5 protein-coding genes are annotated in these 12245 nt (G+C 78.2%); 3 read left to right on the forward strand and 2 right to left on the reverse strand.

All coding sequences use genetic code 11. The features are described from left to right. Positions 1-18 precede the first annotated feature (18 nt). A complete protein-coding gene (locus tag ACZ4M8_RS05160) occupies positions 19-1692 on the reverse strand; it encodes a serine/threonine-protein kinase (RefSeq protein ID WP_467603372.1) in 1674 nt (557 codons plus the stop codon). A gap of 513 nt (positions 1693-2205) precedes the next feature. Between ACZ4M8_RS05160 and ACZ4M8_RS05165 the strand changes: the two genes are divergently transcribed. Together ACZ4M8_RS05165 and ACZ4M8_RS05170 are read left to right on the forward strand one after the other, a co-directional pair. After that, complete coding sequence (locus tag ACZ4M8_RS05165) at positions 2206-5463, forward strand: FtsK/SpoIIIE domain-containing protein (protein ID WP_467603483.1); 3258 nt, start codon at positions 2206-2208, stop codon at positions 5461-5463. A gap of 631 nt (positions 5464-6094) precedes the next feature. After that, entirely contained in the window at positions 6095-7036 is a 942-nt protein-coding gene (locus ACZ4M8_RS05170) for a class I SAM-dependent methyltransferase (RefSeq protein WP_467603374.1), read from the forward strand. Between the two features lie 82 nt (positions 7037-7118). Here the strand turns inward: ACZ4M8_RS05170 and ACZ4M8_RS05175 are convergent, their stop codons facing one another. Further along, on the reverse strand, positions 7119-7814 hold the full coding sequence (locus ACZ4M8_RS05175; protein ID WP_467603375.1) for a class I SAM-dependent methyltransferase: 696 nt from the start codon (positions 7812-7814) through the stop codon (positions 7119-7121). Between the two features lie 446 nt (positions 7815-8260). On the opposite strand from ACZ4M8_RS05175, the gene ACZ4M8_RS05180 reads away from it, so the two are divergent. Further along, complete coding sequence (locus ACZ4M8_RS05180) at positions 8261-12013, forward strand: bifunctional glycosyltransferase/CDP-glycerol:glycerophosphate glycerophosphotransferase (protein ID WP_467603377.1); 3753 nt, start codon at positions 8261-8263, stop codon at positions 12011-12013. Positions 12014-12245 lie beyond the last annotated feature (232 nt).

Here is a 12245-nt window from a genome sequence, read left to right on the forward strand (position 1 = left end):
CGCCGACGGCTGCCGCCGCTAGCCGAGGTTGTTGATGAAGTGCTTGACGTCGCGGTAGGTCGAGCCGATCCAGTCGAAGAAGCTCTGGGTGGTGCCGATCCACTCCTGCGGGATCATCTGCCAGATCAGCCAGCCGGCCACGACGAGGATCACCAGCGTGAACAGGCAGCCCTTGAGGCAGCCGAGGCCCGGGATCCGCATCGGGTTGGCGCTGCGGCGGCGCGGCTCCCGGGGCTCGCGGGCCGGGGGGCGCTCCGGTTCGTAGCGCTGCGGCGGCGGCTCCTGGCGGCGCTGCGGGGGGCGCTGTTGTTGGGGACGCTGCTGCTGCGGGGGCTGCTGCTGGGCGTACGGCACCGGCGCCGGCTGTCCGTACGGCTGCTGGGGCTGCGGCGGCTGCTGCTGCGGGGCCGGGCGGCGCTGCGGGCGGCGGCGCAGCGGGTCCTCGGCCGGGTCGAGGTACTGGACCTGCGTCTGGTCGTTGCGGTCGCGCGCGGCCCGCATCTGGGACTCCCAGGGGTGCGGCCCCTCGGGCTCCTGGGGTCCGTCCGCGGGCGGGCCGCCCGGCATCGGCGGTACGGGCGGCATGGCGCGGGTCGGGGCGGGCCCGGCGGGGGCGCCGGTGGCGGGCAACACGCTGGTGGCGGCGGCCGGGTCGACGGCGGAGCCGGTGGGCAGCACCTGGGTCGGCTCGGCGTCACCGCTGCCGCCCTCGGTGCCGGGGACCTGCGCCGGGGACGGGTCGGGGGCGAGCAGCGCGGCGACGCCGAGCGCCGCCTCGGCCTGCTGCGGGGTGGCGTGGACGCCGACACCGGCGGCGACGGTGCGCAGCGCGCGGGCGAGGTTCTCGGCGCTCGGCCGCTCCTCGGGGCGCTTGCGCAGACACCGCTCGATGACCGTCCAGAGGGGCTCGGGGACGGACCCGGGGCGCTGCGGCTCCTCGCTGAGGTGGCGGTGGAGCACCTCCAGGGCGGTCGAGCCGGCGAACGGCGGACGGCCGGTGACCAGCTCGTACAGCAGGATCCCGGCGCCGTAGATGTCGACGGCGGAGGTCTGCGGGCGGCCCTCGGCGGACTCCGGGGCGACGTAGGCGGGGGTGCCGACGAACTCGTGGGTGCGGGTCAGGCCCGGGGAGTCGGCGAGGCGGGCGATGCCGAAGTCGGTCAGCATCGGATGCATCTCGCCGTCGCCGTCGGCCCCGGAGAGCAGGACGTTGGCGGGCTTGAGGTCGCGGTGGACGACGCCGTCGGCGTGGCTGGCGGCGAGGGCGTCGGCGATCTGCGCGGTGAGCAGGGAGGCGGCCACCGGGCTGAGCGGGCCGTTGTCCCGGAGGTAACGGTGCAGGTCGGGGCCGTCGACGAGGTCCATGACCAGGGCCAGCAGATCGCCTTCGACCACGAGGTCGCGGGTGCGGACGATGTTGGGGTGGGTCAGGCGCAGCAGGACGGAGCGCTCCCGCAGGAAGCGCATCACCACGTCCGCGTCGTTCGCCAGCTCCTCCTTGAGGACCTTGATCGCGACCGTCTCGCCGGGCTCACCGGCGACGGCCGCCTCGGCGCCCGCCGTCTCCCGCCCCCAAGGAGCTCCGACAGGCTGCGCGCCAGGGGGGACCCCCATGCGCGCACGCCAGACGGTGCCCGTGGCGCCGCGTCCCAGCGGCTCGTCGAGCAGGTACTTGCTGCCTACCGGCCGCACGTCATGCGCTCCCTGGTCGGTGATCAACTGTTGCCGGTCCGCTGGGTCGTCCGCGGCCCGTCGCCCCACTGTAGTGCCGCGGGCTCCCGCCGCCGTCGCGCTGCCGCGTCGCCCGTGGGGCCGGTCACCCGTGGTGGCCCGTGGGAAGACGCGAGGTGCCCGCGGTTGGTTGCGCGGCGGGGAGCCGGGACCGCGCCGGGGGGAGCGGCGCGCCACGGGCGGGCGGCGCGGCGGGGGCGGTTTTCGGCCGGACCGGGCGGGCGGGGCGGGGCCGGGGTCCGCCGTTCGCCGGTGGTGTGCCGTACCGCGGGCCCCGAGCAAGATCGTCGGGCGCCGGTCGGCGGACGGGTTGTCGGTGGCAGGTGCGAGGATGCACACAGCACACATGCCGTGGTGGATGTTCCCGTCCGCGGCGTGCTGGTGGGACTTGTACGAGCCGATGCGCTCGGGCGCGGTGGGGGGTTGAGCGGACCCGTCGCCGAACTCCCCGGGCAGAAGGGACCGTTGACGGCGATGCAGATCCGGCTGACCGTCCTGGGGCCGCGCGGCGGCCACCCCGCGCGCGCCTGCGACGTGCTCGTGACGGCCCCCGCCGGGACCGCGCTCGCGGCGGTGGCCACCTCGCTCGCGACGGCGGTCGCCGGGCCCGGAGCGGACACCGGCGGCCCGGTCGTGCTGTACGCCGGGGCCGAGCGGCTCGACCCGCAGCGGGCGGCGCTCGGCGAGCCGCCGCTGATCGACGGCGCGGTCCTCTCCCTCCAGTCCCCCGGGCCCGATCCCGCGCACGGTCTGCCGCACGGCCCGGCGCGGCTGCGGGTGGTCTCCGGGCCGGACGCGGGCGGGGTCCATCTGCTGCACGGCGGTCAGATCCGGGTGGGCCGGTCCGCCGACGCCGATGTGCCGCTGGACGATCCGGACGTCTCCCGGATGCACTGCGCGGTGACGGTCGAGCCGGACGGTTCCGTCTTCGTCGCCGATCTGCGCTCCACCAACGGCACGACCGTGGACGGCGCCGAGGTCACCGCGGGCCCCGCGCGGCTGGCCCCGGGCGCCCTGCTGCGCGTCGGTGAGTCGGCGCTGCGGCTGCGGCCGCCGGCCGCCGTCCCCGATCCGGCGCTGGCGACGACCCCGGACGGCGAGGGCCATCTGCGGCTGCGTCCGGGCGCGCCGTCCGGGCCCGCCGGTTCCGCCCCGGGCGGGCAGGGCCCCGCCCTCCCCGGGGGCGCCACGGCTCCGACGGTGTACGGCCGGGGCACTGCGGCGTCCGGGCACGGCGCCCCGGGCGGCCCGGTGCCGTTCGTTCCGGGCAGCCGTCGTCCGGAGCCGGAGCCGCCCGCCGCCGTGGCGGGCGACGCCCCCGGGGCGACCTCCGCGTACGACTACGACGCGTACGGCGTGCACCACCCCTACGGCGCGGCGGCGGACGGGCCGGAGCGTTCCCGGCAGCGGCGGGACACCCCACTGCACGGCACGTCGCCGGACGCCTTCGGGCCGTCGGGCACCACCTCGTCCGGGGCGGGGACGCACGGCGGGCAGCTGTCGCTGGCCCCGCCGGACGAGGCGGCGCGGCGGTCCGGGCGGCGCGGCGGGATCGGTGCCTGGGCGCGGCGGCTGGCGGGCGGGCGGCCGGTGGACGGTCCGGAGGAGCCCGCCGCCCCGGAGGCGCTCGCGGGCGCCGAGGCCCCGGCCGCCCCGGTGCCGCCGGTTCCCGGGCCGTCCGGGGCGGAGGCGGAGCGGTGGCCGGACGCCGCCGCGGTGCTGCTGACGGCGCTCGGCCCCGGGCCGCGGCTGTGGGAGCGCGACCGCGGGCATCCGGACGCGCTGGCGGTCCGCCTGGGGACGGCCTCGCGCGCCGGTGGCCGGGTCGCGGAGCCGGTGGCCGTGGAGTTGCGGCGGGCCGGTTCCCTGGGGCTGGCCGGGCCGCGGGAGCGGCTGACGGGGCTGGCCCGTTCGGTCCTCGCCCAGCTCGCCACCTGGCACTCCCCCGGCACTCTGGAGATCGTGCTGCTCAGCACGGACCGCGCGCGCCCCGCCGAGGAGCGGGTCGCCGACTGGTCGTGGCTGGGCTGGCTGCCGCACGTCCGCCCGGCCCACGGCCAGGACTGCCGGCTGTTGCTGGCGTACGACAGGGAGCAGGCCGCGGCGCGCACCGCGGAGCTGGTGCGGCGGCTGGACGACGGGCCGCTGGGGCCGGGCTGGGCGAGCGCCGAGCGGGCGGAGATCGCCGCGGCGGCGGCGCAGCACCAGGGGCCGTTCACGGTCGTGCTGGTCGACGGGGATCTCGGTTCGTCGGCGCTGCGGGAGACCGCGGCGCGGCTGGCGGCCGGGGGTCCGGCGGCCGGTGTCCATCTGCTGTGCCTGGCCGAGACGCCCGCGGCGTCCCCGGCGTTCCCGCTGGCCGCGACGTACGAGGCGGCCCGGGTGGCGTCGCCCGCGTTCGGGGAGTGCGGGGCGGTCGCGGTGCTCAGCGGTGATGTGGCGACGGCGCTGCGGGTGGTCCAGCCCGGTTCGGGGCCCAACGGCACGGTCGCCACGCTGGACGCGGTCTCCGGCGCGTGGGCGGAGCGGTGCGCGCGGGCGCTGGCGCCGCTGCGGGAGGCGGAGCCGGCGGACGGCGGGCGGGCGGCGCCCCGGGTGGCGGCCCCGCTGCCCGGTTCCGCGCGGCTGCTGGACGAGTTGGGGCTGGCCCGCGCCACCCCCGCGTCGCTGATGGCCCGGTGGGCGGCGGCGCTGGACGGCGGCGCGTCCGGGGCGGCGGCGGTGCTGGGCGCCGGGCCGCGCGGTCCGCTCGCCGCCGATCTCGCCGCCGACGGCGGCGGTCCGCTGCTGCTGGAAGGCGCGCCGGGCTCGGGCAAGACGGAGCTGCTGCGGTCGCTGGCCGCCTCGCTGGCCGCCGCCGACCGCCCCGACCTTCTGTCGCTGGTGCTGGTGGACGGCGGGGGCAGCGAGCGCGGTGAGGGGCTGCGGCTCTGCACCGACCTGCCGCACGTCACGACGTATCTGGCGGCGTCGGACCCGGTACGGATGCGGGAGTTCGCGCAGGCGTTGTCGTCGGAGCTGAAACGGCGCGCGGAGGTGCTGGGCGGGACGCCGTTCGCCGCGTGGCGGGCGAAGCATCTGCCCGCGCCGCGGATCGTCGCGCAGCGGCGCACGCCCGAGGGCGCCGCCGAGCCGGACCCGTCGGCCACGGGCACGCTCCGGCTGCGCGCGCGGGGCGGCGCCGGTTCCGTCCCCGGGGAGGCGGCGGACGTGCCGCCGATGCCCCGGCTGTTCGTGCTGGTCGACGACTTCGACGCGCTGGTCGCGCCCGCGCTGGGCAGTACGGGACGCCCGTCGGCGGGTTCGGTCGTCCGGGCCCTGGAGGCGGTGGCGCGGGGCGGCGCGGAGCTGGGCGTCCACCTGATCGCCGCGACCGGCCATCCGGAGCGGACCGCGGAGACCGCCACCGGCGAGCGGGCCGCGCTCCGGGCCGTACTGGGCGAGAGCGACGATCCGGCGGAGCCGGTCCCGCCGGGCCGGGGGCGGCTGTACCGCACCCGCGACGGTTCGTCGGCCCCGTTCCAGGCGGGCCGGGTGACCGGCCGGATACCGCGGACGGCCACCCTCCGCCCGACGGCCGTCCCCCTGGAATGGCAACGGATGGGCGACCCGCCGGCCCGCCGCCCCCTGCGCGAGCTGGGCAACGGCCCGACCGACCTGGCCCTCCTGGCCAGCGCCCTGCAACGCGCCGCCCAGTCGTCGGGGGCGGTGGCGGGGCCGCCGTTGGTGTGAGGGGGCGGGGCGCCGGGCCTCCCGGCGTACGTGCGGGGGCGCCCGGCCGGGCGGGCTGCTGAACTCCGGCCCCTCGTGACCGCCGGGCTCCCGTCCGTCCGGCACCGGGGCGTGCCCCGCCCTCCGGCCCGTCCCGGACGCAACGGCCCTCGCCCGGCGGGGCCCGTCGTGGCGGTCCGGCCGCGGTTCCCGTCCGGGCCGGGCCGCCGCGGACCCGGCCCGCCCTTCCCGCCTCGGCCCGGCCCCCGCGCGCCGGGCCACGTACGGCCGCCCACCGCCGGGCTCGCGCACCACCACCCGGCGACGAACGCACATCGCGGCCGGCCACTGAGCGCCAACGCCCCTTCACTCCGAGGGTTGGGGTGAGAGCGGAGGCGCGGCGCCCCCTGGTCCCCGCCGGTCGTCCGCGCACCTCCCGCACCGCACGCCTCTCCTCTTCCGGTTCCGTACGACCCGTTTTTCGCCACCTTCCGTTCACTTCTCGCCGCCTACGATGACGGCGCCGTGCGAGGTGGCGGGCGCTCGGGGGCGTGCCGTACGTCCTGTGCCGTACGTCCTGTGCCGCACGTCGCGCGCCGTCAGATCGCTGCCGTAAAGCCGTCGGATTCCGACCGTCTGGAGACGGACCGCCATGACTGCTCCCCTCGCGGACCCCCGTGCACCGCTGCCGCGCCCCACCCGGCTCTCCGAGGTCAAGGGGTGGTTCTTCACCGCGGATCAACTGCTCTTCGACTGGTTCCTGGCCTACCAGTCGAGCGCGGGGCACCGCGGTGACCTGCTCGAACTCGGTGCCTACCTGGGCAAGAGCGCGATCTTCCTGGGCGCGCGGCTCGGGGAGGGGGAACGGTTCACCGTCTGCGATCTCTTCGATTCGCCCGCCGAGGACGCGTCGAACACAAAGGAGATGGCGAAGTCCTACGCGACGCTGACCCGGCGCGCCTTCGAAGCCAACTACCTCGCCTTCCACGACACACTGCCGGACATCGTCCAGGGCCTCAGCTCCCGGGTGCGTGAGCACGTCCCGGCGGACAGCGTCCGCTTCGCCCACATCGACGCCTCACATCTCTACGAGCACGTCCACGGCGACATCCTGGCCGTCCGGGAGCTGCTGACCGCCGCCGGCGTGGTCGTCCTGGACGACTTCCGCGCCGAGCACTGCCCGGGGGTGGCGGCGGCGACCTGGCAGGCGGTGACCAACGAGGGGCTGCACCCGGTGTGCATCACCGGCACCAAGTTCTACGGCACCTGGGGCGACCCGGAGCCGCTGCGGAGCGCGCTGCTGGCGTGGCTGGCCGGGCGGGACGGTATCTGGCACGAGGTGCAGCAGGTCAACGGCGCGCCGCTGATCCGGATCAGCGCCAAGGGCGCGACGGAACCGGTGCATCCGGTCTCCCGCCACCGCCCGGCCGGCGGGGCGGCGGCGCGGGCGCCGGAGCACGTCCCGGGGGCCGGCGGGCGGCGCCCGGCGCGTCCGGCGCGGGGACCGCTGCGGCGACTGGCGGCGGACTGGCTGCCCCCGGCCGTCACCCGGGCGCTCGTGGAGGCCCGGCGGGCGCGTACCGCACGCCGCTGAACCCCGGCGCGCACCCGCACCGGCCCGGCGCGCGCGGGCGGCGGCGCGCCCCGGCAGGCCCAGGGCGCGCCGTGTGCCGGGGTCAGCCCGGCAGCCGCTCCCTCGGCACCCGCGCGGCCAGCACGAACGCGTTGGCGGCCAGGACCTTCCCGGCGGGGCGGGGCAGCGGGCAGGAGTAGGTGCGGCGGACCGACAGGCCGGCGGATTCGGCGTAGGCGCGCAGCAGGCGGAAGTCGGTGAAGCGGCCGGGGGCGGGGGCGCCGCGGTGGCCGGCCTCCTGCGGAGTGATCAGGACGACGCCGCCGCCCGGCCGCACGTACGGCAGATAGGCCCGCAGCAGGCCCTCGACCTGTTCGTCGTCGAGGTGCTGGAGGACCTGCGCGGACAGCAGGGTGTCGAAACCGCCGGGCCGGGCGTGGGCGCTGGTCAGAAAGGCGTCGGCGGTGTACGCGGTCAGGCCGCGGGCGCGGCAGATCTCGGCGGAGTGCGTGTCGTGGGCGATCCCGACGCTGCCCGGCGCGCAACCGGCCAGGGTGTCGCCGGTGCCGCAGCCGATGTCCAGCACCCGCCCGGCCCCGATGCGGCGCAGCGCCCGGCGGTAGGGCGTACGCGGCGGGCGCAGCCAGGGCAGCAGCGGCCGGGGCGGGTCCTGCGCGCCCGTCGGCGGGCCGGTGCGGACCGGCGGGGCGGCCGCGGTACGGCGGGAGGCCGGTGTGCGGCGGGCGGCGGGAGCGGTGGGGGCGGCGGGGGTTTCGGTCCGTCCGGACATCCCGGGCATCGAGGTCACCTTTCCCTGGGGGCCCGGCGACCGGCCGGGCCCGCTACGGCATCGGCTCCGGTCTACGGCATCCCCCCGGGCCGCGACGCACACCACGCCGACCGACCGGCGCGGCTCCCCGGCACGGGGGTGCCGGGGAGGCCGAGGCGGAGGCGGGGGACGGGGCCGGACCCGGCGCCGACGCCCCCGGTCCCCCTGTCCCCGGGGCCGTACCGCGGTCGGGGGACGCACCCGGACGAGCCCGCACCGGCCCCCGGTCCCGCTCCGTCCCCTCACCCTTTCAGCGCAGATGCGGTGACCGGGGCGGGGGCGGGTGAGTTGTCCACCTCAGTTCCCCGCCCCGGAGGTTCCCGCCCCGGTTCCGGTCCGGGCGTTCGGCCCGGGAGCGTCCGGTTCCGGGGGCCGGGGCGTCCGGGTTCCCCGTTCGGAAAGGCTTGGTCGCGCGTATGAAGCCACGGCTCACCGTCGTCGTCCCGGTGCACCGCACCGCAGGGCCCCCGCGGCACACCGAGGAGTGCCTGGAGTCGGTCGCGGCGCAGACCTCGGCCGCGCTGGACGTGGTGATGGTGGACGGCGGGCCGGAAGCGGACGGGCCGGGGGCCGCGCAGGCCCGCCGCTTCGCCGCCCGCGATCCGCGCTTCCGGCTGGTCCGCGCCGCCGGGGCGGGCCCCGGAGCGGCCCGGAACGCCGGAGCGCGGCACGCCTTTCCGGACACGCCGTACCTCGCCTTCCCCGGGCCCGACGACGTCCTGTTGCCGCGCGCGTACGAGGAGCTGACGGCACTGCTCGACGCGTCCGGCGCGGATCTGGCGACCGGCGGGGTGCGGCTGCTCGGGGCGGACGGGCGGCCCGCGGTGCGGCAGCCGGCCGCCCGGACCGGCGCGTCGCGCACCCACATCGCCGAGGACCGCACGCTGCTGTCGGACACCCCCGCGGGCAACAAGGTGTTCCGGCGCGCCTTCTGGGACCGCCACCACCTGGCCTTCCCCGAGGGCACCAGCTGCGACGACGCGGCGCTGACGCTGCCCGCCCACTTCCTCGCCGACGCCGTGGACGTCCTGCGCGCCCCCGTCTGCCGGCTGCGGACACCGGGCGAAGGGGACCGGCCCCCGCTCGGCGTACGGGCGGTCGCCGAGCGGTTCGCGGCGCTCGGCCGGACCGCGGAGTTCCTGGCCGACCCCGAGCGCACCCGCGGGGTGCCCTGCCGCGCGGAGTACGACCGGGCGCAGCTCACCGAGGGGCTGGACGACCTCGTCGCGGCGGTGCCCGGGGCCGGTCCCGAGGTGCTCGACGCGTTCTTGGAGCACGCCCGCGCCTACCTCGCCGGCGTCGATCCGCGGCTGCTGGCCGCGCTGCCGGTGCAGGCGCGGATGCGCTGGTACCTCGTCCGGGCCGGGCGGCCGGAGGATCTGCTGCGGTTGCTGGCGTACCAGCGGCGGCAGGCCACGGCGTTCCTGGTGACGGGGGTGCCGCTGCGCCGCCGGGCCGCGCTGCCACTGGATCCGCCGCTGCGGCTGCCGTCCGCCGTCACCCGGCTGGGCCGCGACGACTTCCCCCTGCGGGCACACCTCCAGGAGGCCCTCTGGCGGGACGACCTGCTGTTCCTGCGGGGCTACGCCTACCTCCGCAACCTGGGCGCCCCGCACCGGCACAGCTACCTGGGGACGTTGACGCTGTCGCAGGGCCGGCGCCGGATCGTGCTGCCGCTGCGGCCCGCGGAGTCGGCCGCGGCGACCGCCGAATCCGGCCAGGACCTGCACTGTTACGACTGGTCGGGGTTCACGGCGGTGCTCGATCCGCGGCGGCTGCGATGGCTCGGCCGGTGGCCGGAAGGCGACTGGCGGGTGACCGTCACCCGCACCGCGGCGGGCGTGGTGCGCACCGCCGGACTGCGCCCGCCGGAGTCCGGCTCCGGCACCTCACCGCGCACCCACGACACCGGGGAGGGCGTACGGGTCACGCCCCGGTACGTGGACGGCCTGCTGCGGCTGACCGTCGAGCGGATCGGGTACCGGCTGACCGCCCGGGAGGCGACCGGCGGCGCCCTGTCCCTGACCGTCGCCGCCCCGCCCGGCGCCGCCGCCCCCACCGCGCTGCGGCTGACCGATACGGAGAGCGGCGCGGTGGTGTCGTTCCCGGCGACGCCGCCGGAGGAGGAGCCGGAGCACGCCGGGGAAGGGGGGCCGGAGCACGCCGGGAAGCCCGCGCAGGGCGGGAAATCCGCGTACGGCGAGGAGCCGGAACCCCGCGAGGAGCCCGCGGCCGCGTCCGGTGGGCGGACCGAGCCCCCGAACCCCGTCCCGCCGCCTCCCTGGAAGCCCCGCCGCCCGGCTCCCGGGCACACCGTCCGGATCCGGCCCGACGCGCTCGCGGCGGCCCGCCCCGCCCCGGACGCCGGGAGCGGCACGTCCCCCGGCGGCGCCACGGGGACGCCCCGCCCCGGCGCACCCGGAAGTGCCGCGCCCCCCGGCGTCACCGGGGACGCACCCGGAAGCGCCACTCCGCGCTCGACCACCTGGACCGCCGACCTCGTCCTGCCCGGCGGGGCCACCGCACCCATCGCCTGTTCGCCCGCGCTGGCGCCGCTCGCACCGGCGCCGGTGCGCGGGCGGCAACTGGTCGCCGCGGCAACCGCCGCCGGGCATCTGGTGGTGCACGACCGGGTCCCGCAGCCGTACGCGGACCGCGTGGTGTGGCGGATCGACGGCACCCTGCTACTGGCCGGGACGCTGCCCGCCGGCGCGCCGCCCGCCACCGAGCTGGTGCTCGCCCACACCGCGCACGCCGCCGAGTGGGCCTTCCCCACCACCCACGACGGCGAGCGGTTCCACTGCGCGCTGCCGCTGGCCGCGCTGCCCACGCCCGGCGGACGGCTGCCGCTGCCCGCCGGGCGCTGGGCGCTGCGGCTGCGGGCGGCCGGCCCGGCCGCGCCGGACGTCCCGGTCCGCTTCGCGCCGTCCGTCCTCGACGGACTGCCCGCCTCCCGGGCGGTCCGCGGCAAGCCGTTCACCCTCGACCGGCGCGACCACGACGAGGCGTTCCTGGCCGCCGGGGCGACGCTGCCGGTCACCGACCGGGGGCCGTACCGGCGGCGGGTGCTGCGCGAGACGCACTACCCGCTGCACCGCGGGCGGCCGCTGCGCGACACCGTCCTCTACAGCAGCTTCGGCGGCCGCGCCTACGGCGACTCGCCGCGCGCCGTCCACGAGGAACTGGTGCGCCGGGGCTCCGACGCGGAGCATCTGTGGGCGGTACGCGACGGGCAGACCGCCGTACCGGAGACCGCGCGCGCCGTCGTCGTGGGCAGCGCCGAGTGGCACGGCGCGCTGGCGCACAGCCGCTGGGTGGTCGCCAACACCCCGCTGCCGGGCTTCTTCCGCCGCCGCCAGGGTCAGCTCGTCGTCCAGACCTGGCACGGCACCCCGCTGAAACGGATCGGGGCGGACGCGCCGGACGGCCGCGGGCCGTCGGATCCGGAGGCGGCCCGTCAGTGGAGCGTGCTGCTGTCGCCCAACGCGCACAGCACGCCCGTCCTGCGCGAGGCGCTCGGCTTCCCCGGGGAGCCGCTGGAGAGCGGGCTGCCGCGCACCGACGCGTTCTTCGCCCCGGACCGCGCCGCGCGCGCCGCCGCGGTCCGCGCCCGGCTCGGCGTCGACGACGGCCGCACCGTCGTCCTGTACGCCCCGACCGTCCGCGGCCACCTCGCCTACGACCGCCGCCACCACCGGCTGCACCTGCCGCTGGACCTGGACGCGGCGCGGCGGGCGCTCGGCGAGGACCACGCGCTGCTGGTCCGCGGGCACCCGCTGGTCGCCGACCGGCTCCCGGCCCGCCACGCGCCCTTCGCCACCGACGTCACCGGCTACCCGGACGCCACCGAGCTGCTGCTCGCCGCGGACGTGCTGGTCACCGACTACTCGGCGCTCGCCGCCGACTTCGCCGACACCGGCCGCCCGATGCTCTTCCTCACCCCCGACCTGCCGTACTACCGCGACACGCTGCGCGGGTTCACCGTCGACTTCGAGGCGGTGGCGCCGGGCCCGCGGCTGGCCTCCACCGGTGAGCTGACCGACGCGCTGCGCGATCTGCCCGCGGTCGTCCGGGAGAGCGCCGGGGCGTACCGGCGTTTCCGGGAGACGTTCTGCCACCGCGACGACGGGGCCGCCGCGGCGCGCGTGGCGGAGGTGCTGCTGCGGTGAGCGCAGATGTCCGGCGGTGGTCGGGCCGATGGAGGTTCGGCGGACATCGGCATCGGGCGGCGGCCGCGTCGTTACACCTGATAACGGCGTGGCCCGCGGCCACGTGCCTGCCAACGCGGAATGTCGTATCCGTTAACGGACGGCAATGACACGGAAAACCACGGCGGCGGGCGCAACCGCAGGGCGGGAATCCCCCTCTGAAGCAGAGACAGGGGAGACCGGAGCCCGCCGC

The organism is Streptomyces sp. NPDC027185 (assembly GCF_055567035.1).

Excerpts from the sequence above, each read along its gene's own strand:
- ACZ4M8_RS05165 (WP_467603483.1), top strand. The coding sequence starts at position 2,206 with ATGCAGATCCGGCTGACCGTCCTGGGGCCGCGCGGCGGCCACCCCGCG.
- ACZ4M8_RS05170 (WP_467603374.1), top strand. The coding sequence starts at position 6,095 with ATGACTGCTCCCCTCGCGGACCCCCGTGCACCGCTGCCGCGCCCCACC.
- ACZ4M8_RS05175 (WP_467603375.1), bottom strand. The coding sequence starts at position 7,814 with ATGCCCGGGATGTCCGGACGGACCGAAACCCCCGCCGCCCCCACCGCT.
- ACZ4M8_RS05180 (WP_467603377.1), top strand. The coding sequence starts at position 8,261 with ATGAAGCCACGGCTCACCGTCGTCGTCCCGGTGCACCGCACCGCAGGG.